Source organism: Bacillus australimaris (genome assembly GCF_001307105.1).
GTDB lineage: Bacteria > Bacillota > Bacilli > Bacillales > Bacillaceae > Bacillus > Bacillus australimaris.
In genome coordinates, this window is record NZ_LGYN01000028.1 from 1 (window position 1) to 21,978 (window position 21,978).

General features: G+C 43.1%; 24 protein-coding genes and 5 tRNA genes. 2 read left to right on the forward strand and 27 right to left on the reverse strand.

Going from position 1 to position 21,978, the window contains the following annotated elements; all coding sequences use genetic code 11:
- Positions 1-34 precede the first annotated feature (34 nt).
- The 11 genes from AKG37_RS15750 to AKG37_RS15800 form a co-directional block, all read right to left on the reverse strand.
- Positions 35-110 (reverse strand) — tRNA-Lys (locus AKG37_RS15750).
- Between the two features lie 31 nt (positions 111-141).
- Positions 142-216: transfer RNA gene (locus AKG37_RS15755), tRNA-Gln, on the reverse strand.
- 20 nt (positions 217-236) lie between these two features.
- Positions 237-308 (reverse strand) — tRNA-Glu (locus tag AKG37_RS15760).
- A 9-nt stretch (positions 309-317) separates the two neighbouring features.
- A tRNA-Ser gene (locus AKG37_RS15765) sits at positions 318-408 on the reverse strand.
- A 4-nt stretch (positions 409-412) separates the two neighbouring features.
- Positions 413-487: transfer RNA gene (locus tag AKG37_RS15770), tRNA-Asn, on the reverse strand.
- A 223-nt stretch (positions 488-710) separates the two neighbouring features.
- Positions 711-2,558, reverse strand: a complete 1,848-nt coding sequence (locus AKG37_RS15775; protein ID WP_060699677.1) for a sigma-54-dependent Fis family transcriptional regulator — start codon at positions 2,556-2,558, stop codon at positions 711-713.
- 103 nt (positions 2,559-2,661) lie between these two features.
- On the reverse strand, positions 2,662-4,041 hold the full coding sequence (gene lpdA / locus AKG37_RS15780) for a dihydrolipoyl dehydrogenase (RefSeq protein WP_060699678.1): 1,380 nt from the start codon (positions 4,039-4,041) through the stop codon (positions 2,662-2,664).
- Between the two features lie 18 nt (positions 4,042-4,059).
- Positions 4,060-5,190, reverse strand: a complete 1,131-nt coding sequence (locus tag AKG37_RS15785) for a dihydrolipoamide acetyltransferase family protein (protein WP_060699679.1) — start codon at positions 5,188-5,190, stop codon at positions 4,060-4,062.
- 17 nt (positions 5,191-5,207) lie between these two features.
- Positions 5,208-6,245, reverse strand: coding sequence for an alpha-ketoacid dehydrogenase subunit beta (locus AKG37_RS15790; protein ID WP_060699680.1), 1,038 nt, complete (start codon positions 6,243-6,245; stop codon positions 5,208-5,210).
- A gap of 20 nt (positions 6,246-6,265) precedes the next feature.
- Entirely contained in the window at positions 6,266-7,243 is a 978-nt protein-coding gene (locus tag AKG37_RS15795; protein WP_060699681.1) for a thiamine pyrophosphate-dependent dehydrogenase E1 component subunit alpha, read from the reverse strand.
- 201 nt (positions 7,244-7,444) lie between these two features.
- Positions 7,445-7,918, reverse strand: coding sequence for a SprT family protein (locus tag AKG37_RS15800; RefSeq protein ID WP_060699682.1), 474 nt, complete (start codon positions 7,916-7,918; stop codon positions 7,445-7,447).
- 99 nt (positions 7,919-8,017) lie between these two features.
- Here AKG37_RS15800 and cmpA point away from each other — a divergent pair, with 99 nt between their 5' ends.
- Positions 8,018-8,152 (forward strand): cortex morphogenetic protein CmpA, encoded by a 135-nt coding sequence (gene cmpA, locus AKG37_RS18885; RefSeq protein ID WP_008346893.1) that lies wholly within the window; start codon positions 8,018-8,020, stop codon positions 8,150-8,152.
- A 19-nt stretch (positions 8,153-8,171) separates the two neighbouring features.
- On the opposite strand, the gene AKG37_RS15805 is transcribed toward cmpA, so the two are convergent.
- The 14 genes from AKG37_RS15805 to acpS form a co-directional block, all read right to left on the reverse strand.
- Positions 8,172-10,331 carry a Tex family protein gene (locus AKG37_RS15805; RefSeq protein WP_060699683.1) on the reverse strand — a complete coding sequence of 720 codons (2,160 nt, stop codon included), beginning with the start codon at positions 10,329-10,331 and terminating at the stop codon, positions 8,172-8,174.
- 76 nt (positions 10,332-10,407) lie between these two features.
- The gene (locus tag AKG37_RS15810) at positions 10,408-11,007 is read right to left on the reverse strand and encodes a PP2C family serine/threonine-protein phosphatase (protein ID WP_060699684.1); all 600 of its coding nucleotides are present in this window, start codon (positions 11,005-11,007) and stop codon (positions 10,408-10,410) included.
- A complete protein-coding gene (sigB, locus tag AKG37_RS15815; protein ID WP_012009000.1) occupies positions 11,007-11,795 on the reverse strand; it encodes an RNA polymerase sigma factor SigB in 789 nt (262 codons plus the stop codon). Before sigB ends, AKG37_RS15810 begins: the two co-directional genes overlap by 1 nt.
- Positions 11,761-12,249, reverse strand: coding sequence for an anti-sigma B factor RsbW (rsbW, locus tag AKG37_RS15820; protein WP_060699685.1), 489 nt, complete (start codon positions 12,247-12,249; stop codon positions 11,761-11,763). Before rsbW ends, sigB begins: the two co-directional genes overlap by 35 nt.
- Positions 12,246-12,575: an anti-sigma factor antagonist gene (locus tag AKG37_RS15825; RefSeq protein WP_060699686.1), complete on the reverse strand. Its 330-nt coding sequence runs from the start codon at positions 12,573-12,575 to the stop codon at positions 12,246-12,248. The genes rsbW and AKG37_RS15825 overlap by 4 nt, the downstream gene beginning before the upstream one ends.
- Before the next feature lie 59 nt (positions 12,576-12,634).
- Positions 12,635-13,642: a PP2C family protein-serine/threonine phosphatase gene (locus tag AKG37_RS15830; protein WP_060699687.1), complete on the reverse strand. Its 1,008-nt coding sequence runs from the start codon at positions 13,640-13,642 to the stop codon at positions 12,635-12,637.
- Positions 13,643-13,652: 10 nt separating this feature from the next.
- The gene (locus AKG37_RS15835; RefSeq protein ID WP_060699688.1) at positions 13,653-14,054 is read right to left on the reverse strand and encodes an anti-sigma regulatory factor; all 402 of its coding nucleotides are present in this window, start codon (positions 14,052-14,054) and stop codon (positions 13,653-13,655) included.
- Between the two features lie 2 nt (positions 14,055-14,056).
- The gene (gene rsbS, locus AKG37_RS15840; RefSeq protein ID WP_003214235.1) at positions 14,057-14,425 is read right to left on the reverse strand and encodes an RsbT antagonist protein RsbS; all 369 of its coding nucleotides are present in this window, start codon (positions 14,423-14,425) and stop codon (positions 14,057-14,059) included.
- A 4-nt stretch (positions 14,426-14,429) separates the two neighbouring features.
- A complete protein-coding gene (locus AKG37_RS15845) occupies positions 14,430-15,260 on the reverse strand; it encodes an RsbT co-antagonist protein RsbRA (RefSeq protein WP_060699689.1) in 831 nt (276 codons plus the stop codon).
- Positions 15,261-15,376: 116 nt separating this feature from the next.
- On the reverse strand, positions 15,377-15,727 hold the full coding sequence (gene ndoA / locus AKG37_RS15850; protein WP_024425388.1) for a type II toxin-antitoxin system endoribonuclease NdoA: 351 nt from the start codon (positions 15,725-15,727) through the stop codon (positions 15,377-15,379).
- A 4-nt stretch (positions 15,728-15,731) separates the two neighbouring features.
- A complete protein-coding gene (locus AKG37_RS15855; protein WP_003214273.1) occupies positions 15,732-16,013 on the reverse strand; it encodes a hypothetical protein in 282 nt (93 codons plus the stop codon).
- Positions 16,014-16,305: 292 nt separating this feature from the next.
- Complete coding sequence (gene alr, locus AKG37_RS15860; RefSeq protein WP_060699690.1) at positions 16,306-17,487, reverse strand: alanine racemase; 1,182 nt, start codon at positions 17,485-17,487, stop codon at positions 16,306-16,308.
- Positions 17,488-17,624: 137 nt separating this feature from the next.
- Positions 17,625-18,641 (reverse strand): LolA family protein, encoded by a 1,017-nt coding sequence (locus AKG37_RS15865; protein ID WP_149865102.1) that lies wholly within the window; start codon positions 18,639-18,641, stop codon positions 17,625-17,627.
- Positions 18,642-18,801: 160 nt separating this feature from the next.
- The gene (acpS, locus tag AKG37_RS15870; RefSeq protein WP_060699692.1) at positions 18,802-19,167 is read right to left on the reverse strand and encodes a holo-ACP synthase; all 366 of its coding nucleotides are present in this window, start codon (positions 19,165-19,167) and stop codon (positions 18,802-18,804) included.
- A 94-nt stretch (positions 19,168-19,261) separates the two neighbouring features.
- Here acpS and AKG37_RS15875 point away from each other — a divergent pair, with 94 nt between their 5' ends.
- Positions 19,262-19,867 carry a rhomboid family intramembrane serine protease gene (locus AKG37_RS15875; RefSeq protein ID WP_060699693.1) on the forward strand — a complete coding sequence of 202 codons (606 nt, stop codon included), beginning with the start codon at positions 19,262-19,264 and terminating at the stop codon, positions 19,865-19,867.
- A gap of 54 nt (positions 19,868-19,921) precedes the next feature.
- Here the strand turns inward: AKG37_RS15875 and AKG37_RS15880 are convergent, their stop codons facing one another.
- Both AKG37_RS15880 and AKG37_RS15885 read right to left on the reverse strand, forming a co-directional pair.
- Complete coding sequence (locus AKG37_RS15880; RefSeq protein ID WP_060699694.1) at positions 19,922-21,418, reverse strand: PH domain-containing protein; 1,497 nt, start codon at positions 21,416-21,418, stop codon at positions 19,922-19,924.
- Positions 21,408-21,887 carry a PH domain-containing protein gene (locus AKG37_RS15885; protein ID WP_060699695.1) on the reverse strand — a complete coding sequence of 160 codons (480 nt, stop codon included), beginning with the start codon at positions 21,885-21,887 and terminating at the stop codon, positions 21,408-21,410. The genes AKG37_RS15880 and AKG37_RS15885 overlap by 11 nt, the downstream gene beginning before the upstream one ends.
- Positions 21,888-21,978: the final 91 nt, after the last annotated feature.

The following is a 21,978-nucleotide window of genomic DNA, read 5'->3' on the forward strand; positions in this document are numbered from 1 at the left end:
CGCGTCTGCCAATTCCGCCACACCCGCGTGACAATGGTGAGCCATGAAGGACTCGAACCTTCGACCCTCTGATTAAAAGTCAGATGCTCTACCGACTGAGCTAATGGCTCATCTGCTATGCAGAAAAACATATATAAAAGATGGCTGGGCTAGCTGGATTCGAACCAACGCATGACGGAGTCAAAGTCCGTTGCCTTACCGCTTGGCTATAGCCCAACGAATCAAAAAACAAAACATGACCCGTACGGGATTCGAACCCGTGTTACCGCCGTGAAAGGGCGGTGTCTTAACCGCTTGACCAACGGGCCATACAATAATGGCGGAGAAGGAGGGATTTGAACCCTCGCGCCGCTCGCGCGACCTACACCCTTAGCAGGGGCGCCTCTTCAGCCACTTGAGTACTTCTCCATTATGGCTCCGCAGGTAGGACTCGAACCTACGACCGATCGGTTAACAGCCGATAGCTCTACCACTGAGCTACTGCGGAATAATAAGACATGTTTCATTATATCTATGCCAGAAAAATGTGTCAAGAATTTTTAAGTGTTTCATTCCTGGTCCATTTGCGACGGCTTTTATAATTTAACATATACTAATATAACAGTCAAGCCTTTCTTCCTTCCTTTTTGTTTTCTGTTTAGACATGATGTAAAGACCCCGACCTCTAATTGAAAGACCAAGGTCTCCTTGCTACTGCTCTCCCTATGAGTTCATGACAGCTTATACTTCCGCATCCACTTGTAAAACGTGCTTCTCGGCACCCCTGCTGACCTCGCTGCTTCTGACACATGACCTTTCGTTTTGTGCAGTGCTTCTATCACTGTTTGCTTTTGAATGCATTCCCTAAGCGTGAGTTCTTTTGGATTCTCGGTATACTCTCGTAGATGCAGCTTCTGCTTTTTCTGATCCATCGTCTCTAGTACCTCGGCATATTGCGATTCACCAATCCAGCCTCCTTTAGGAAACAGTACCCTTATATGTTCAAACACATTAAAAAGCTCTCGTATGTTTCCAGGCCAATGATACGCTTCTAGCTTACGAAAGAATGATTCAGGAAAGTTCGCATTCCAGTGGTGTTTCTTTTGGTAATAGCGATATAAATCAACAATGTCTTCTTTTCTTTCTCTAAGCGGCGGGATGTTGATTGGATAGACATGAAGACGGTAATACAAATCTTCTCGTATCTTCCCTTCCTTCAGCAGTTCGTTCATATTCCGGTGTGTCGCCGTTATGATTCTCATATCCAAAGGGATTTCGTGTGTCCCGCCGAGCGGTACGACCTTCCTTTCTTCAATGACTCTAAGAAGCGCCACTTGCATCGCATAAGGGATTTCACCAATTTCGTCTAGAAAGAGCGTTCCTTTATGCGCCTGTTCAAATTTCCCCTTTGCTCCATGACGTTTTGCCCCTGTAAAAGCTCCTTCGGCATAACCAAATAATTCGCTTTCTAACAGGCTTTCAGGTATGGCTCCGCAATTCACAGCAATAAACGGTCCTTTGTGCCTTTCACTAGCTAAGTGAATCGCTTGAGCGGCCAGTTCTTTCCCTGTACCTGTTTCTCCCCAAATATATACATTTGCATCTGTTTGTGCTGCTCGTTTCATTTCACTGAGCGTCCGTTGAAAGACCTTACTTGTTCCTGATTCCCCCGGAAATTGAGTAAAAGAAACGGTGATTTTTCGCTTTGCTGCTTCTTCAAGAGAAAGAGACGTCCCCAGCAGCTTTCCATCTTGTTCTGACTGAATGATCCGCTTGTCCCGTGTAACAAATATATCGTCCATGAGCACCTCAACATCCATTCCGTACCAGTCTGAAAATCGGTCTCTAATCAGCTTGCTTGCAGAAACAATCTGCCTTTTCTCATTACAGACAACATAAGGCTCGTCCGCCTCCACCTGCTGGAGACAATGACTGATCAGCTCCATCTCTTTCCTTTTTTGCTCGACCTGAATTTCTCTCTCTATAGCATAAGCAACTGTTGAAGCCATCCCAAGCATAAAAGGATGCCTGTGATCCGCCATACAGGAGATATCAATGACTCCTATGATCGTGCCGTCTGCATCACGAATAGGGGCCGCTGAACAACTCCAATGATGGGAAGCGACTGAAAAATGCTCAGTTCCGTTGATCGCCACAGCTTCCCCAATGACAAGTGCCGTTCCAATAGCGTTCGTCCCCACATCGGCTTCGGTCCAGCGCGCGCCTTCCATAAAATTTATTTTTCTTGCCTCTACCATCGTCCTTTGGCTTCCCGTCAAACTTAGCACATAACCATCTGCATCGATGAGTAAGGCCATCATGTCAGATTCTTTTAATTGCTGACTGATTTTATTTAAGTAAGGAAGAGCGGTATTTAGGAATAATGAGTACTTCTTTTTTTGAGCACTGAATAATTCCTTTTCTAAAACCGACTGTCCTTTATCTAAATACGGATTCACATTTGCCTGTTTACATCTGTGCCATGACTCCATCACTCTCTTATCCAGACGAGACCTATCAAGTAAACCTTCACGAACAAAACGTTTCCAAGTATTTAAATAACAAGGCGTCGGATTCATTCCATCCTCTCCTCTGGGGGCTTTTTATCCATTATAGATAATTATAAAAGCGCTTTCAATTATTGACTGACCCAGGAATTCATTCGGATAAAATGTTTCTCTATCAGCAGTGCACCGCTCGTCCATTTGTTTGCAGCAAGGCTTCGTGTATCGCCTCAGAAAGTGTCGGATGTGCCGCAATAAACTGCTCTAATGTATCAGCGGTCAGCTCTGTATGCATCATCACCGCTGCTTGTCCAATCAGTTCTGTTGCATTCGGTCCGATGATGGATACTCCTAAAATTTCTTGATATTGCGGTTCTACAATGACCTTCACTTGACCCGATGGTTGATTTAAAATTAATGCTTTTCCATTAGCAGAAAAGGCAAATGTCCCTATTCTAATCTCCCCATATTGTTGTCTAGCACTCTCTTCATTTAAACCGACACTAGCGATTTCTGGAGATGTGTAGATGCACCTTGGAATCACTTGTTCGTTGACCTTTACATCTTCACCTGATGCATGTGATGCCGCAATCGTTCCTTCATGAAAAGCAGCATGAGCAAGCTGAACTCCACCTGTCACATCACCGCACGCATAGATATGCGGGAGATTGGTTTGCATATGCTCATTGACGAAGATGCCGTTTCTATCAAATTCAATGCCGATCTGCTCAAGATTCAGCTCCTCCAGCCTCGGCTTTCTGCCAATTGCGACTAAACAATGATCGGCCTGGATTTCACAGCGTTCCCCATGCTCCTTCTCAACCACCACTTTTTTTGAGATTGAATCAAGCTGTTTGACTGCTGCCGATGTCAAAATGTCCACACCTGCTTTTTGAAGCTGATCGTGAAGACACTTAGCCGTATCGCGATCTTCTTCAGGTAAAATGTGTTCTGCCTGCTCAACCATGACAACATTTGATCCCATTCTGCTAAAGATGCTTGCAAATTCACAACCGATCACCCCTCCACCTATAATACAAAGCGTATCTGGTATTGAAGAAAGCGACATGGCGTCCTTACTGTCAATGATCCACTCCCTATCAAATGGCGCGAAAGGTAAAGCAGCAGGTGCTGATCCTGAAGCAATAATGATATGTTTTACTTGAATGATGTCAGATCCCCCTTCACTTTCTACCAAAATCTCATGTGTAGAAAGAAATGATGCCTTCCCATTCAACACTGTCACTTTGTTTTTAGTCATTAAATAGCGAACGCCATCAGTCAGCTGCTTGACGACTGACCGTTTCCGTTTTTGCACAGCATCCCAATGGATGATAGGCTCCTTTTCTGAAAGTTCAATTCCAAAATGCACAGCTGATTTCACATGTTCGTACATATCGGCGCTTTGCAAAAGGGCTTTGGTTGGAATACAGCCTTCATTCAGGCAGGTACCTCCTAACAGGCCTTGGTCGATTAATACAACCTCCCTGCCAAAACGGGCGGCTGTTATTGCCGCCACATATCCTGCTGGCCCTCCTCCTATAATGACAAGCGTCATGTTCATTTCACCTTCTTTCTATAAAAGAATGGATACTGGTTTTTCTAAATAGGCTTTGACAGTTGATAAGAATGCAGATGCCGGCGCCCCGTCCAGCACGCGGTGGTCAAATGTCAGACTGAGTGGCAGGATCGTCCCTTTACATAGTTCATCCCCATGATAAACAGGCATGTGATCCGTTTTTCCAACGCCAAGAATACCTGCTTCCGGCGGATTCAAAATCGGTGTGAAATGCTCCACACCATAGGCACCTAGGTTTGTAATTGTAAAGGTAGAGCCTTCAATTTCATCGTGGAGAAGTGTGCCTTCACGTGCTTTCTTACCATACGATTTGATGCTCTTCGCCAGCTCAATAAGTGAAAGCTTTTCCGCATGCCGAATAACAGGTACTGCCAGCCCGTGATCTAAAGCAGCAGCGATTCCAAGATGAACATACTCAAAAGTTTGGACTCGATCATGTTGATATTGACTGTTCATTGTAGGATGCTCTAGCAGGGAAAGAATCACTGCTTTGGCTACAAAATCGGTTATGGTTAATTTAGTGTCGTGTTGTGCTGCGGCCGTTTCGTTCAGCTGAGACTGCAATTCTGTAAGTTTCGTTACATCCGCTTTCATCGTAATTGTTAATTGTGCGCTTGTTTGCAGGCTTTCCATCATTCGCGAAGCAATGGTTTTCCGCATCATGCTGACCGGCTGATGCTTTGGTTCATTTTGTTGTTTCTCTTTTTCATTAGGAAGTGCCCGCAGCACATCCGCTTTCGTGATTCTCCCATCTGGTCCTGTTCCCACAAGTGTATGAATGTCCAAATTTGCGCTTTGAGCAATTTTACGTGCAACAGGGGATATTTTCTTTCTCTCTTTCTTTGGTTTTGGTTGCATGTCTTTTTCTTTCTTTTCCTCCACCTGTTCGTTTCCTTCACCGATATAGCAGATGACCGTGCCAGGCGGTACACCTTCTCCCTCAGACACTTTTATATCCAATATCGTCCCTTCAGCAGGTGATTCGATCTCCATTTCTATTTTTTCAGAGTGGATGCTTGCTATGCTTTCCCCTTTATTCACGGTCTCTCCAACCTCTTTATTCCAAACCGATACCATTCCTTCTTTCATCGACATGCCTAATTTCGGCATCACAACCTCGACAGCCATCTCCCTCTCTCCTTTCTTTAGTTCAAGATCTTGTCATAACGCTGGCCAACCATCTCTAAGACAGTGTTCACAACCTTATCAGGTGTCGGCAAATATATGTCTTCAAGAGGTGGTGAAAACGGAACTGGTGTATGAGGAGCCGTCACTTTTTTGATTGGAGAGTCAAGTAAATCGAATCCTTTATCCGCAACCAAAGAAGAAATATCTGCAGCAATTCCGCACCTCGGATTTGCTTCATCCACTATGACAAGTCGATTTGTTTTTTCTACTGAAGTGAGAATGGTCTCTTCATCAAGCGGTGACAAGCTTCTTGGATCAATCACCTCTGCTTCAATTCCTTGAGCAGCTAATTGCTCTGCCGCTTCGAGTGCTGTATGAACTTGTTTGCCTACTGCAAAAATGGTCACATCTGAGCCTTCTCTCTTCACATCCGCTTTACCAAGCGGCAGTGTGTAATATCCCTCTGGAACATCTCCAGTGATATTGTAAAGCGTTTTGTCTTCAAAAAAGATGACTGGGTCCTGATCCTCGATGGCTGCCAGCAGCAGACCTTTGGCGTCGTATGGTGAAGAAGGCACCACCACTTTCAACCCAGGGATGCTTGTAAATAGCGCGTACAAACTTTGTGAATGCTGGGCAGCTGCTCTAAAGCCCGCACCATGTGTCGTTCTAATGGTGATCGGCACCTCTGCTTTTCCGCCAAACATGTATCGAAATTTTGCTCCTTGATTCAGCACTTGGTCCAGACAGGTACCGATAAAATCATTAAACATGAGTTCCGCAATGGGTCTTAGACCTGTGGAAGCAGCTGCCATGGCCGCACCTACATAGCCAGCTTCACTAATCGGTGTGTCAAGAACACGCTCACGTCCAAACTCCTGAACAATTCCTTTTGTTACACCAAGAACACCGCCCCATGCTTCATCATCCTGTAAATGATCAACCTGAGCGCCTCCAGCAACATCCTCTCCCATTAAAATGACATCCTCGTCTCTTCTCATGGCAAGTTTAATCGCTTCATTTAATGCACTAGACATGCTGATTTCTCTTGTCATTTTTCTCTCCCCTTTCTGATTTATTGATACGAAACATACACGTCGGTCAATAATTCGGTTTGATCTGGATATTCACTTTCTTCACTGAATTTAACGGCTTCATTTATCGCTTCTGCTACAGCCGCTTCAATATTTGATAGCTCTCCATTCGTAAGCAGCTGCTGCTTGACCAATTCATTTTTAAAAAGAGCGATCGCATCTCTCTCTTCTTGGTGTTCTGCTTTTTCTTGATTTGTTTTGTAACGCTGGGCGTCTCCTTCAAAATGGCCATAATTGCGATATGTCAAGCATTCAATCAATGTCGGACCTTCTCCATTTTTTGCTCGTTCAATCGCTTGTTCTGCGGCTTGATAAACGGCCATCACATCTTTTCCATCTACTTGAATCCCCGGAATGCCATAACCGGCGGCTCGATCCACGATTGATTTGCAGCTTGAAGCATAGGAAAATGGTGTTGCTTCCCCGTAGCCATTGTTTTCTGCGATAAAAATGACAGGCAGTTTCCAGATGGCCGCAAGATTGATTCCTTCGTGGAAAGTCCCTTGATTGTTTGCACCATCCCCAAAAAAGCAAACGCTTACATTTTCTGTCTTTTTATATTTAGCAGTGAGCGCTGCCCCACACGCAAGAGGAAAGCCGCCTCCAACAATTCCGTTGGCTCCAAGCATTCCTTTATCAAAATCTGCAATGTGCATGGAGCCGCCTTTGCCTTTACAGAGACCTGTGGCTTTTCCATAGATTTCAGCCATCATTCCTTTTAGATCACAGCCTTTGGCTATACAATGGCCGTGGCCGCGGTGGGTACTTGTAATACTGTCTTTTTCATTCAGATGAACACAGACTCCTACGGCAACAGCTTCTTCACCAGCATAAAGATGAACAAAACCCGGCAAAATCCCTTTCGAGAAAAGCGTGTGTACTTGATCTTCAAATTGGCGGATTTCCTGCATTTTTTGATACATCCAAACGGCTTTTTCTTTCGTTAATGCCATTTCCATATGATAAAACCTCCTATCCTTTTTTACTTGCACTTATATACAAGCAAAAATCGTGCCAACATCGTGACACACGAAGCTTAGGGGGTTGGACGATTCAAACCGATGAAAAAAGAGACAAAATGAGACAAGCGTCTCTATTTGTCTCAATATGTCCACACATCTATCGGAACAAAAAAAAGCATCCCTATAGAGGAATGCTTTTTACAATGAATGAATGGTACGCTGCCACTTTAATTTCCCTTTGCAGACGCCGCAAACATAACGAGAGGTATCAAACCGTCTTTTTCTTATAAAAGACCGCCCGCATCCTGTGCAAACATATTCATGGCGTTTTTGCACACGGCGCTTATTTTGTACGGTCTTTAGCGGGGTACAAAAACGCGGGGCTCCCACTTGTTTTAATAACTCTTTAAAATCACGGTCACGATGCTGATAGCCCTTTCCTTCAAGATGCAAATGATAATGACATAGCTCATGCTTGATGATCCCGATTAATTCTTCTCGTCCATGTTCCTCTAAATATCGGCGGTTCAGTTCGATATTGTGTGTTCCAAGTAAATATCGCCCGCCTGTTGTTTTCAGCCGGTCATTAAAAACAGCCTGATGGCGGAATATCTTACCGAAGAACTGCTGGGAAATGTGCTCTGTTAACTGCTGCAACTCTCTTTCGTTCAATCAAGATCGTTCCTTTCTATAAAAACCTCGAACGGGACAATTTCCCCTTTGCATACATTGAAGGTACATCCACTGTTTCGATTAAAGGAGGAATGGGCGATGCCCAACTGGCTGAAAAATCAGATGCAGAAGGCATTTTATGAGAAAAATCATTATCAAATCAAATTGCTCAATCAATGCTGGTACTTCTATAGAAAAAAACATTCAGTCACATCAAGGCACACCCCATCCTAAGGTGCGCCTCGTTTTTTGTTTACTCTGGTTTCAGCATGGAGAGGGCAACGCGGCCTTTTGCCTGGTCAACGGAGTCCACCCATACAGTCACAATGTCACCCACTGATACCACATCAAGCGGATGCTTCACAAAACGATTGCTCAGCTTTGAAATATGGACAAGGCCATCCTGCTTGACGCCAATATCAACAAATGCGCCGAAATCTACAACGTTTCTCACCGTTCCTTGAAGCTCCATTCCTTGCTTTAAGTCCTCCAATTTCAATACATCTGTTTTGAGCAGCGGCTTTGGTACTTCATCACGCGGATCACGCTCTGGTCTTGTGAGCTGATCAATAATATCGTGAAGGGTGATTGAACCAATCTCAAGCTGCTCTGCTGCTTCGTCCAGTTTGACTTCAGCAATTTTCTCTTTTAACCGCTCTGTGCCAAGATCGTCTGGTGTCATCTTGATCATGCGTAAAAACTGTTTTGTTTCTTTATAGCTTTCCGGGTGAATGCCTGTCCGGTCAAGCGGATCTTGTCCGTCTGCAATGCGCAGGAAGCCGATACACTGTTCATATGTTTTAGCGCCTAGCCTTGGGATATCCTTTAGCTCTTTTCTGCTTGTGAATCGTCCAATCTCTTCGCGTCGTTTGATGATATTTCCTGCAACGGCTTTTGAAAGGCCTGATACATATTGCAAAAGCGCCTGTGAGGCTGTATTGACGTTTACACCGACTTGGTTAACAACTGTTTCTACAACGAAGGTTAACGAGCTGTTTAATTGCTTTTGACTCACGTCATGCTGGTATTGGCCAACCCCGACAGACTTCGGATCAATTTTCACGAGCTCTGCTAAAGGATCTTGTAATCTTCTAGCGATTGAAATGGCACTTCGTTCTTCAACTTGCAGGTCTGGAAACTCTTCTCTCGCCAGCGCAGAAGCGGAGTATACACTTGCTCCTGCTTCATTCACGATCAAATAGGACACCGGCTGATCTAGCTCTTGAATCAAGTCTGCAATGAATTGTTCTGTCTCTCTTGATGCCGTTCCATTTCCAATCGCAATGACTTCAATGTTTGATGATTGAATGATCTCTTTGACCTTTTGTTTGGCTTCTGCTTTTTTCTGCACAGGCGGATGTGGGTATATGACGCCAATATGATGGACTTTACCCGTATCATCCACGACGGCTAATTTACAGCCTGTACGAAATGCAGGATCGACTCCAAGTACACGCTTCCCTTTCATCGGCGGCTGAAGGAGCAGTTTTCTTAAGTTTTCAGCAAAAATGTGAATCGCTTGTTCCTCTGCTTTTTCTGTCAGCTCTTTTCGTATTTCTCTTTCGATGGAAGGCTGGATGAGACGTTTATATGCATCATCAATTGCCTCTTCAATCAACGGTCTTGCCGTCGTCTGCTTGCCTTTTATCACTTGTTTGTCGAGGTAGAAGCGAATATTTTCAGCAGGTGGTTCGATGGCTGCCTTTAAAATGCCTTCTTTCTCTCCACGGTTGACCGCTAGTACACGGTGAGGCACAATCTTTTTGATTGGCTCTTGATAATCGTAATACATTTCATAGACGTTTTTTTCATCGCTTTCGACGTCTTTTCCCGATGTGACCAGACTGCCCTTTTGGTATGTTTCACTGCGAATCCATTTCCGCAAATCAGGATCATCTGCGAGCTGTTCAGCAATGATGTGCTGCGCGCCCTCAAGTGCCTCTTCTACACTTGTCACTTCTTTTTCTTCGTTGATAAAAGCAGCTGCCTTCTTCTCGATTTGATCGTTTGGCAGCGTGAGTACATATTCCGCCAGCGGCTCCAGCCCTTTTGCTTTGGCTACATTCGCCTTGGTTTTACGCTTTTGTTTGAATGGACGGTATAAATCTTCGACCTCTTGTAGTTTATGCGCTTGTTCGATTTTCTGTTTTAATTCATCGGTCAGTTTGTCTTGCTCAGCAATTAAGCGAATGACTTCTTCTTTTCGGTTCGTGACATTTTGGATATATGTATAGCGCTCTGAAATGGTTTGAATTTGCACCTCGTCCAGTGAGCCTGTCTGCTCTTTCCGGTAACGGGCAATAAACGGGACGGTGTTGCCATCCTCTAATAGCTTAATAACACTTTCAATTTGTTTCGTTGAAAGCTTTAATTCTGTCGCAATTTGTTTTAATAAAAAGTCAGATGTCTTCATTCTTTGCATCCTCTCACTGTGTCTTCTCTTTTAGTGTATCAAAAAAACCGGCAAAACAGAAAAATGGTCAGCTATTTTACATAAGCTGACCAAGTACATAGGTGAGATCGTCTTTTTTGTCTTGTGTGTATGTTTCAAGCTGTTTGGCTATGTCTTCAACTGATGTTCCGTGCTTTAAGCACATTCTCATGTTTGGCACATTCAGTCCGTCTGAATACATAATGAATGTCGATCCTTTTTCGTAGGAATAGGTGTATGTTTTATATTTTCTAGGTTTGCCTGATAAGTAACCGGAAGTTGGAAGTGGATAAATATAATCGCCAGAAGGTGCATTCAAGATAAATCGAATATTACCAACCGAACAATAGGTAAATTGCTGCTGGGAAAAATTCACCTTTAAAATCGCCGCGGTAGCCCCGCGTTTATTTTTCATGGCTTGATTGCATCTATCAATGAGGGTCGTCACATCCTCATGTCCATATTCATCGACAATTTCGCTGACTAAAGAAGATGATTCATTGGCGAACTGGCCGCTGCCTAATCCGTCTGCTACAGCACAAATTAGTTCTTCATCATCTGCTTTAATAAAAAAACTGTCCCCGCAGCATGATTTTCCTTCTTTATTCGATTGATAGATAATGGCATTCACATGTTCATGCTGTTCAAACTGCTTCATTACCCTAACTCCATAGACGCATCTTCTGATAATGCATCTCGCAGTTTTTTGACTGCCTTCCGCTGCAGTCTCGATACATGCATTTGGGATATGCCTAGTAAATCGCCGGTTTCTTTCTGACTCTTATTTTGCAAATAAGTCAGGTTGATAATCTCTTTTTCTCTATCCGTCAGCACATGAAGCACACTCTCAAGCATCATTTTTTGGTTTACACGTTCGTAGCCCTCTTCCTGTGAGCCGACAACGTCTAAAATTGTGACAGTACTTCCTTCAGAATCAGCCTCTACGCCTTGGTCAACAGACAGTGCTTGATAGCTTTTGCCCATCTCCATTGTTTCCAGTACTTCTTCTTCTGTTACATCTAGGTATTCTGCAATTTCTTGGACTTTAGGTGACTTCTGCGTCTCCGTTGTCAAATGATCGACTGCCATTTTGATTCTTGGTCCAAGTTCTTTGATCCGCCTTGGTACATGGACACTCCATGTCTTATCTCGTAAAAAGCGTTTGATTTCCCCGATGATGGTTGGGATGGCAAAGGCTTCAAATGATTTACCGACGAGCGGGTCGTATCGTTTTATTGCGCCAAGTAAACCAATCATTCCAACTTGTCTGAGGTCCTCATGAAAGCTTTTTCCTTTAGAATATTTTTTCGCCAGCATATCAACCAAGTTTGTATAGCATTCGACAAGCGTGAGCTGTGCCTGCTCGTCTTGATTGGATTGATAGCTTTGGATAAGGCGATCTACTTCATCTTTAGTTAGTTTCATAGTTTTGGATGGTTGTGTCATGGTCAACTCGCTCCCTGTTTAAAAACTTTGTCATCGCCACGGTAACTCCGGAGTTTGCTTGCACCTCGACTTCATCCATCAATGTTTGCATTAAGTATAAACCAAGACCTCCTTCTGCCAATTGATCCACCGTATGAGCAGATGTGTACGGTCCCAGGTCTTCCTGCTTTTGCTTAAAGTCAAAGCTGCCGCCCTTATCAGCGACAACGATCTCTAGACGATCCTCGTAGACTAGAAAGCGAACAGCTACCTCTCCATCTTCTCCGTCTTCACCTTTGTAGGCATGCTGAACTGCATTTGTGCAGGCTTCACTGACGGCAATTTTCAAGTCCTCAATCTCTTCGTAGGCATAGCCCATTCGGCTCGCTACGCCTGAAAGAGTCAGACGAATGATGCCTACGTATTCTGGTTTCGCTGGTATTTTCATCTCGATTAGATCTACTGATTCGTTCATTGTACCCCACCCTCTGACTTTGCAGAAATGTCAATGATGTCCTTTAATCCAGTGATTTCAAACAACCTTACAAGCCGTTCTGACAAGTTCTCAAGCTTTAATGTTCCACCTGCTTTTTGAGCCGCTTTAAACAGCCCAACGAATACACCTAAACCTGTACTATCCATGTACGTAACATCCTTCAGACAGATGTCAAGATGCTCTCCCGCCTCTGCTTTGGGCATAAGCGTTTCTCGCAGCTGAGGAGCGGAGTACACATCGATTTCTCCGCTGACACTGATTTTCGTTTTATGATCTATTTGATGCTCTTTTACAGACATATTCATTATGCATTCACCTCGAAATTCTTGTTTCCTAAAGTTTTATATACCCGCATATTCACTTTCTAAACCTTTCTTTTGAGGACAAGTAAAGTAAAGTCATCGTGCAGCTGAAAATCCTGCAGTTTGAGTAAGCTGGCGTAGATGGCATCGACCATTTCCTGAGCCGAATAGGATAGGTGCTCTGATATGAGCGCTTTGATATCCTCCCGCTCTAAGAAACCGTCCTCTGACTTAGATTCTGTGACACCATCAGAGAATAAGATCACCATGTCTCCTACGTCCAAGTGCTTCTCATACTGTCTGTAGTCAAAGTCTGGTGCGATCCCAAGGACAAGTCCTTTGGCGTCTAAATCGTAAAATGTATTCTCTTTTTTGCAATAGAAAAAGCCCGGCTCATGACCAGCCGATGCGTACTTAAATTCATGTGTTCCTGTATTATAGCTGCCATAGAACATCGTAATAAACATGCTTGGATCTACGTTTTGCTCGACCACTCGATTTAAGGTTTTCAGCACCTTTGTGGGGCCGCTCCCTGACTCAGGCAAGGAGTCCATCGCATATTTGATCATCGACATACAGAGCGCAGCTGGAATTCCCTTTCCAATGACATCTGCGATCGCGATATTAATCGTATCGTGATCAGTGACAAAATGGTAATAATCTCCACTCATCTGTTTTGCCGGTACACTAATTGCACCAATATCAAAGGTATCTCCTTCTGGAATTTTCGTTTCCAGAAGGGTTTGCTGAACATTTGCAGCAATTTCAATTTCGGATTTAATTTCTTGCTGAATGCCTCTTAGTGTTAAATGTTCCTGGTAGGCAAGTCCGTACCCAATCATGACTTCAATTAAGAAGTCGAGTGAATGAAAAACATCTTCCGGCAAATCAGGGTAAAGCTCCTGAATCACTTTTCGGTGAACACTCACTATTTCTTCAGGAGGTATTTGATGCTCAATGGTTTTACGGCTAAATTTTTGAGCTTGATAAAGCGATGTTTCAGTTAAATCACTGATATAACGACTGAGCAGCTGATGATACCGCTGCTCCATTACCTCCTTAAAATCCATGGTTTCCCTCCTAGCGAAGCCACTTAACAGCTTGTATCTCCGTTCCTTGTTCTGGTGCAGAATCTAATTTAAATTCATCCATCAGCCTTCTGACGCCCGGAAGACCTGCTCCGAGTCCGCCTGATGTTGAAAATCCGTCTTCCATTACTTTACGTATATCCGTGATACCTGGTCCCTCATCGGCTGCGATGACTTTAAGTCCACGCTTTCCGCGCTCCATCACTTCTTCTATACAAATTTGACCTTTACCAGCATATAAATAAATGTTTCGAGCTAATTCTGAAATGGCCGTCGTAATTCTTGCTTGGTCAACTGTTCCAAAGCCAAGTTCTTTTGCAACATTGCGCCCCAATTGTCTTGCTGCGACTATGTCCCATTCCGTCAATATTTTTACACAGGATTGGTCTTTCATATCTATTCCCCCAATTCCCGCTTCAGTGTCTCAAGCCCTTGTTCAAGATCTAGTGCTGTCTGAATTTCTTCAAGCGATATACCAAGTTCAATGAGCGTCACAGCGACTGCTGGCTGTATTCCTGTTAATACAACTTTTGCCCCCATGAGCTTGGACATCGTGATGACATCACCTAATACCTTGGCGATAAAAGAATCAATCATATCGACGGATGTTAGGTCAATGACAACACCGTTTGCTCCTGTTTCATGAATTTTATTTAGTAAGTCTTCTTGAAAGTGGAGAGCTGTTTGGTCATCAAGCTCCCACTGTATCGAAATCAGAAGACAGTTATATAATTTTAAGATTGGAATCTTCGGGTGATTTCTCACTGGTTTATCCCTCCAATGAAACAATTTTTCGATTTGTCATTTCCAAAGCAGTTTGAATTCCTTTTTGAAGGGTATTCTTTGTTGTAACTTGAGATAAATCAATTCCAAGGTTCACAATGGTTTGGGCTATTTCTGGACGAATACCGACAAGCAAGCACTTCGCACCTACTAATCTCACAGCCTCTGATGCTTGAATGATATGATGCGCTACCATTGTATCAACGACAGGGACACCCGTTATATCAATCAAGACGACCTGTGAACGATGTTTTACGACACCATTCAGCAAGTTCTCCATAATTTTTTTCGCACGTTCTGTGTCAATTGTTCCAACAAGCGGCATGACGGTGATATGCTCAAATACCGGAATGAGCGGGGCAGAAAGTTCCTGCAGCGCGATTTTTTGAAGGTTGACTGTTTTCTCCCATGAGATGGAGTACTGGTTTAAAATTTCGTTATGAATAGGTGTGATGAACCGGTCGATTTGCCAGATGAGGTCATGACTTTCTTCTGTTGTATCTTTGTCGTCGTTCATTTTTTGGTATAAATGTGTACGGATTTCCGTTAGACCATTTGCCAGTAACTTAAGTGATATACCCATTTGAACGATTTTTAAAGCAAAAGTTTGCACTTTTTCTTCAAAATCTTCAGCATATCCTTCTGAAAGAGATGTAATAATCAATTGAACATATTCCGAACAGATGGTTTCATACATTTTGTCGTTCAGCATCATGTCCGTTTCTTTTTCTCCGAGTCGTCTAAAAATGTCCGTCCACTCTTTTTGTAATTCCTCTCGATGCTCCCTTGCGAAAGCTAACACGATATGATTCGACATGTTTTACCCCCTACGTACATAAACAGCACTTCTTTTAATCTTTCTTCATTATAACGTTAAAAAAAATTGAACACAAAAAAAAGTTGCTCCCAAGAGAGCAACCAAATGTCACCATATTAAAAATCAATAAGAGCCAAACTAACTTGTAAGGCTTCATCAACCTTCTCCATCATCTCATCATCAAGATGTGTGATTTTATCTGTCAATCTTTGTTTATCGATTGTACGAATCTGCTCTAAAAGAATGACAGAATCTCGTTCAAAGCCGTAGCGCTTTGCATCAATTTCGACGTGAGTCGGTAATTTCGCTTTTTGTATTTGGGCTGTTATGGCTGCAACGATAGCAGTCGGGCTGAAGCGATTTCCAATGTCATTTTGAATCACCAATACTGGGCGAACCCCGCCCTGCTCGGAGCCAACAACAGGAGATAAATCAGCAAAGTAAACATCACCGCGTTTAACAATCAAATGTTTAACCCCCGCTGACTAATCGCTCAACTGTATTCTCAGCCTCAAATTCTGCGTATTGTGCCTCTGAAGAGATATTCAGATTAATTTTCGCCATCTCCATGTAGCCGCGTCTCATCGATTCACGATTTTGTCGAATATTACGTTCACGAATATACGTTTTTGTCGCTCGGTAGATCAATTCATTTCTTGTTACCTTATCCTGCTCTGCTACTCGTTCGATTTCAGACATCAAAGCCTCCGGTAGTCGAATCTTCATTTCGTTTGTTGCGCTGGATTCAGACAAAAAACATACACCTCCACAAAACTTACGGATACCGTATCGATCCATTCCAAGACTAATCATACCATTATTCAATGCACAAGCAAAGCTGTTTTTTCATGATTTCTTATTAGAACATGAAGCGGCTCGCCACCCGTAAATCAAGATGATAATGGAGTTCCTCTTTCCCATTATACGCTTTTTTCCGAAAATCATACGGTATTTCCAAAATCTCTAAAAAAGGGAGAATGTTTACCTCTTCTTTGTAGAATAAAAAAGAACGATGTCAGTTTGACCACCGTTCCTGTAAAAGCTGTTAGAAAAAGCTTGCCCCGCCTTGAAGCAGCGGATTCCGTACATGCACCCTTTTGCCATCCTCTAGATACACTCTTGGGACGCGGTAGCCAATCGAGCAAGTGACCTCATAGTTAATGGTTTCAAGCCTTTTTGCAATTTCATCGACCGATACCATTTCTTCACCTTGTCCACCAATCAAAACGACTGGTTCTCCTACTGGGAGATTCTCTTTCAGTTCAACCATAAATTGATCCATACATACCCTTCCGGCAATCTTCCGGCGCTTTCCACCCACAAGCACTTCCGCTCCTGCCAGCTTCCTGATCCACCCGTCTGCATAGCCGACTGGAACTGTACCGATCCACATATCATGATTGGCTGTATACGTCGCTCCGTAGCTGACACTCTCACCCTTTTGAATGAGCTTCACATGGGCTAGCTTAGTATGAAGAGACATGGCTTCTTCCAGCTTGAAAGGCAGTTCATCTTTGATTTCCTCAGACGGCGACAGCCCGTACATACTAATGCCGAAGCGAACCATATTAAACAACACTTCTTTAAACCTTAAACCCGCTGCACTGTTGGCGCAATGAACGAGCAGTTTGTCCGTTTGAAACGGCTGAAGCAGTGTTTGAAAGGTGTCGACCTGCCGTTCAAAGTAGTCTTCATCCTTTTCATCTGCTGTCGCAAAGTGAGTAAATACACCTTCCAGCTGTAAATAAGAATGCTCGCTGACAAGCTTCTTTACTTCGCTGACTTGCTCTAACGTTTTCACACCTAAACGGTTCATTCCGCTGTCTATTTTCAAATGAAAACGAATGGGTTGTCCCATTTGCCCTTTCATTATGCTGGCGACTTCTCTCAGCCACTCGATGGAGTAAGCGGTCATGATGACGTTGTATCGAACAGCGGTTTTGACATACTCTGGCGGTACTGCGCCGAGTATAAGAATCGGTGCTTTGATGCCTTTATTTCTTAAAGAAATGGCCTCGTCTAAAAAGGCGACGGCTAACAAATCTGCTCCTGCTTTAAGGGCAGTTCTTGCCACTTCTATATCTCCATGTCCATATGCATTGGCTTTCACAACGGCCATTAGCTGCACTTTTTGACCGATATGATCTTTCATATGTGAAACATTATTTTTGATTGCTGTTAAATTAATTTCTGCCCATGTGTCTCTATAAAAGGCATTTGTGTCCATCAGTCACACTTCCCTATTGAATAATTCAATACCCTCATATGATACTAAAAATCAAGAATAATGTGAAACAAATCAAAGAAAATCAGCCCTTGCACAGGGCTGATGCTTCATCTTTAAGGCTTTCGCCTGAGATCCATTTATTTAGCTGACTGGCCTTCTACACTTTTTGCAACCATCAAAAGCTCTTCCTTCGTTAGATCACTTGAGGAAATTAAGTAGTCAACTCCATCAGATGTCCATGAGAGGGATTGATCTGTGAGAACCCCTACTGTCATGCCAAGATCGACTGGCTCACCGTTCATCGTCACAGGCGTAGATGCTTCAGCCACTCTCGCTTTTTCCTGAATGAGTGTGAAGGATTTCTTTCCACCGTATGTCATCACATAACGCTTCCCAGCATCTGTCGTCATTTCTTTCTCTTCCATCTTCTTCACGCCTTCTGGCATATCAACTGGTGTTTTCACCGCAAAGCTGTCAGATGGGTCTGCACTTGTGGCAACATCCATTTGAGAGAGTGTCATGTTTTTCTTCTCATCAAATGCATCTTTATCAAAGGATTTATTGAATTCAAAGTGAGAGAATTCTACTTTCACCATTGGCTTTTTATCGCTATCCAGCACTTTCACACTGGCAGGCGCCATTGTTTTTTTATGAAAGATAATCTCTTGGGTAGGCAGCATTTGGTTGTGCTGATAATTGGTTTTGGTTTCAAACACATACTTTGACTCTTTCGCTTTGAACTGAGCTGCACTGTCATTTTTAATGTCCTTCACGAGTGATTCAAATAAATAGACCTGACTGCTATTATTCGGCCAATCACTATGGAAACGGAAGCTCTTGTTCAATGAAGGTGTCAGTACAAACACACCATTGCCATTTCTTAAAATGACTTGACTCTGATCCTTTTTCGGATTTTCTAAATAGACACGGTAAAGTTCCGGCTTCTTGTACCAAATTTCTACCTGATACTCCTGCGGGTCATTTCCTGTCTCAATGGTCATTTTTGCTTTGGCTTTGTATGATGTCATTTCCTCTGCCTTTTTGTTTAAATCTCCAACGATATCCTGCTGAGATTTTTGACCGCATGCGGAGAGAATCAGTACAAAAAGGATTCCCGTTACAAGCAAAACAAAGCTTTTTCTCACCCTTTTCAACCCCTTCATAAATTGTGTTAAAAGGAAGAAACCGCTTGTTTGACTTTAACAGTACGCCTCAAGAGTTAACTGCGTACCGCGAACCATCAAAGCCTGTTAGCAACTCGCCCTTCCTTATCGCACTACCCAATATATGAAGGGGGGACAAACAATATGCAGACTAGCTTGACAACCTTTCAATTAAAACTTGTGCAGCAGCATATTCCTTTGTATGGGTAATGGACACATGAACCTGATCTCCCTCCGCTTTCTCACTTTTGATGAAGGGTTTTCCGTTATCGTCTTTTTGGATGTCAATGTCGTGAAAGCTTAAATGCTGACCGATTCCCGTTCCGTATGCCTTAGCGAAAGCTTCCTTTGCCGCAAAACGTCCTGCTAAATATTCCAGCTGTCTTTTTTCACTGAGTGCACCAAAGATATTTTGTTCACGTACAGTCAAAATTCGTTCTGGTAAACGGGGCTGTCTGCTGAGCACTCGTGAGAGCCGGTCCATTTCTACAATATCAATGCCTATTCCTTTAATCATGAGGTACCTCCTATGATACTCGTACTAATTTGAGTGTTCGCTTCATAAACGTGTTACTATAAACTTACCAATATCTAGTCAAAAGGGGTTTGTTATGTTTATTCGAACGGAGAACTTTCAACAATTTATTCGATCGTATCCAATCGTCACAGCGATCCTCGCTTTACAAATCGGTCTGTGGCTGATATTTGCGATTCCTATCCCTATTATACAGCTTGGACAGGATCACCTCGTCGGTTTCAATTATGGTGTAGCCGTTGGAGAATGGTGGCGGCTCGTCACACCTATTTTTCTTCACGGAAGTCTAACGCATATTTTATTCAATTCCATGTCCCTTTTCTTATTCGCCCCAGCGCTTGAACATTTGCTTGGGAAGGTTCGATTTCTGATCATTTATTTAGGTGCAGGGTTCATTGGCAATCTCGGAACCTATTGGGTGGAGCCTTTAGAGTATGTACACGTTGGCGCTTCTGGTGCAATTTTCGGTTTGTTTGGAGTTTATCTATACCTTGTCCTGTTTAAACCGCACATGATGGACCGCGGCAATTCTCAAGTCATTTTAACGATTCTTGCTGTTTCTGTCATCATGACGTTCGTTAACTCGAACATCAATATCATGGCGCACTTATTTGGATTGATCGGCGGCATGATCCTAGCACCGATCACGCTATTCTTTCATACGAAAAAAAGACACTATTAATCTCATAAAAAATGTCGATCGCTCCTTAAGTGGAAGCGGATCGACATTTTTTGTTTAAGACGATTCATTTTTTTCATACGAATACCAATCAAATACACGTGCAGCATCTTCTTCCTCAAGGTGATGCACACCAAAGGAATCGAGCAGTGCAGAGGATTTCACAAAGGTGTGAATACTTGCGACTCGGCCTTTCTTTTGAAAAAAAGATTGCGTCATCGTATAGTTTTGCATGCGTTTTCTCAAAACAATACCTGTCGTCTTGCCAATTCCTCTTGATGTCATTTGAATCAATGGATCTTTGATCGTATATCCTGATTGTTTATAAGCTAAATAGCCAAAGAATAGAGCAAGCGGCAACGGGATAAGTGCCAAATACCCCCACGGCGGAATGCGCACAGACAGGATCACACCTACTAGTAATGGAACAAAGCCGTAAGAAATCAAGTAGCGTTTAAGTGAACGCTTTGGTACCTTTTTCAGCTCAGTTTCTGGTGCTACATGATAGTGATCGGTGAATTGTGACAGCAATTCATTGATTTTCTTCTTCCGAATGAGCGGAAATAAGACGGAAGAGGTTTCTTTTTCTGTAATAGAACCTCCTGCACTAACGAGCATCACCGTCGCAAAACCAAAAGGTTCACGGAGAATATTTTCTTTGATTTTCACTGCTTGAATTCTCGCAAGTGGAATGGTCATCTGATGCCTTTCGATGAGTCCTCTTGTGATGATGATGTCCTTCCCTTTTCGTTTTGCAGCAAAATTCGCATACTGAAGTGCTGTGACGCCGACACTCAGGATCCACGCGATCAATACGGCAAGAAATATCAAAATCGCATAGATTTCAACGCTCGCATGGCTTAAAAAAGAGAATTGCTTGAAGAACCCGTCCATTGGAAGAATTTCATCTATTTGTGTGTAGATGGCGAGACACCCGGATATAATGACTCCGATACCGCTTGAAGTGGTCGCAGCCAGAAGCAGCTCTGGCACACCCATACGATAAGAGACATTGATTTCTTCCTGTACAGGTTTTTGCGCAGCGATATGGTCATGCAGATCACCTGCTTCATCAGTCATTTCCTCTTGCTGCAAGCTTTTCTTCCGGTTGAAAATCGACTGCTTTAACTGTTCCGCTTCTGCTTTTGTAATTGCGGTCAGGCTGACTTCTGGCCCATCCGTACCGCCTGCCGTTTCGATTTGGACCCGCACCAAACCGAAAATTCGTTGGAAAATGCCTTCACTTGTATTGACCGTTTGAATTCGTTCCAACGAGATATATTTTTTCTTTTTCGTGATCACACCCGATTCCACACGAAATTCATCGTCTTCCATCCGATAGGTGAATCGTCTCCATTCTAAAATAGTAAAAACAGCTTTCCATAAAAGAAGCACACCAAGAATGATAAATGCATAAAAACGAATACTCGAATTCGAGTTCACAAAAATCAACACGAAAAAAGGGATAATGAAGTTTTTGATCATGGATACGGCATCTGATATAAAATCAATGAACATCGAGATTGGATGTACACGTTTTGGTTCAGACATCATCTTCTGTCACCCTCGCTAAACGGGATATGTAGTCACGAAGCTCATCTGCCTCTTCTAATTCCAGCGCTGGTATATCATGCACTGTGGCAGCAGTCGAAATTTGAACAGATGCCAAACGGTAGCGCCTTAATAGCGGTCCCTGTGATGTATCAACATGCTGAACACGCACCATCGGCACAATCACACGTGTGACGCGAAAGAGTCCATGCTGTATTTCAATTTCATTTTCGAAAACTTCGTAGCGCCAGATGTGATGGCGGATTTTTGGTATGAGCCAAATGCCAAAAATCACCTGTAAGACCCATAAACCAGAAAGGATGGCCCCAATCCAATATGGCCATTGAAGATAATAACTAGTAACAAATACCCCAATGATAATGAGTAAGAAAATCAATGAGATAATTCCATTTTGAAGGCGCCATACCTTTAAACCGTTTAAACTAATTTGACGTTGCGGCTGTTTTCTCACATTCTTCCCCCATTCTCTTACTTTTCTATCAATATATTACGAAACAAAGCCTAAAAAGTTTCAATCAGCTGTTAAAAAAAGCGAACCCTGC

Excerpts from the sequence above, each read along its gene's own strand:
- AKG37_RS15775 (WP_060699677.1), bottom strand. The coding sequence starts at position 2,558 with ATGAATCCGACGCCTTGTTATTTAAATACTTGGAAACGTTTTGTTCGT.
- lpdA (WP_060699678.1), bottom strand. The coding sequence starts at position 4,041 with ATGACGCTTGTCATTATAGGAGGAGGGCCAGCAGGATATGTGGCGGCA.
- AKG37_RS15785 (WP_060699679.1), bottom strand. The coding sequence starts at position 5,190 with ATGGCTGTCGAGGTTGTGATGCCGAAATTAGGCATGTCGATGAAAGAA.
- AKG37_RS15790 (WP_060699680.1), bottom strand. The coding sequence starts at position 6,245 with ATGACAAGAGAAATCAGCATGTCTAGTGCATTAAATGAAGCGATTAAA.
- AKG37_RS15795 (WP_060699681.1), bottom strand. The coding sequence starts at position 7,243 with ATGGAAATGGCATTAACGAAAGAAAAAGCCGTTTGGATGTATCAAAAA.
- cmpA (WP_008346893.1), top strand. The coding sequence starts at position 8,018 with ATGCCCAACTGGCTGAAAAATCAGATGCAGAAGGCATTTTATGAGAAA.
- AKG37_RS15805 (WP_060699683.1), bottom strand. The coding sequence starts at position 10,331 with ATGAAGACATCTGACTTTTTATTAAAACAAATTGCGACAGAATTAAAG.
- AKG37_RS15810 (WP_060699684.1), bottom strand. The coding sequence starts at position 11,007 with ATGAAGCAGTTTGAACAGCATGAACATGTGAATGCCATTATCTATCAA.
- sigB (WP_012009000.1), bottom strand. The coding sequence starts at position 11,795 with ATGACACAACCATCCAAAACTATGAAACTAACTAAAGATGAAGTAGAT.
- rsbW (WP_060699685.1), bottom strand. The coding sequence starts at position 12,249 with ATGAACGAATCAGTAGATCTAATCGAGATGAAAATACCAGCGAAACCA.
- AKG37_RS15825 (WP_060699686.1), bottom strand. The coding sequence starts at position 12,575 with ATGAATATGTCTGTAAAAGAGCATCAAATAGATCATAAAACGAAAATC.
- AKG37_RS15830 (WP_060699687.1), bottom strand. The coding sequence starts at position 13,642 with ATGGATTTTAAGGAGGTAATGGAGCAGCGGTATCATCAGCTGCTCAGT.
- AKG37_RS15835 (WP_060699688.1), bottom strand. The coding sequence starts at position 14,054 with ATGAAAGACCAATCCTGTGTAAAAATATTGACGGAATGGGACATAGTC.
- AKG37_RS15845 (WP_060699689.1), bottom strand. The coding sequence starts at position 15,260 with ATGTCGAATCATATCGTGTTAGCTTTCGCAAGGGAGCATCGAGAGGAA.
- alr (WP_060699690.1), bottom strand. The coding sequence starts at position 17,487 with ATGGACACAAATGCCTTTTATAGAGACACATGGGCAGAAATTAATTTA.
- acpS (WP_060699692.1), bottom strand. The coding sequence starts at position 19,167 with ATGATTAAAGGAATAGGCATTGATATTGTAGAAATGGACCGGCTCTCA.
- AKG37_RS15875 (WP_060699693.1), top strand. The coding sequence starts at position 19,262 with ATGTTTATTCGAACGGAGAACTTTCAACAATTTATTCGATCGTATCCA.
- AKG37_RS15880 (WP_060699694.1), bottom strand. The coding sequence starts at position 21,418 with ATGATGTCTGAACCAAAACGTGTACATCCAATCTCGATGTTCATTGAT.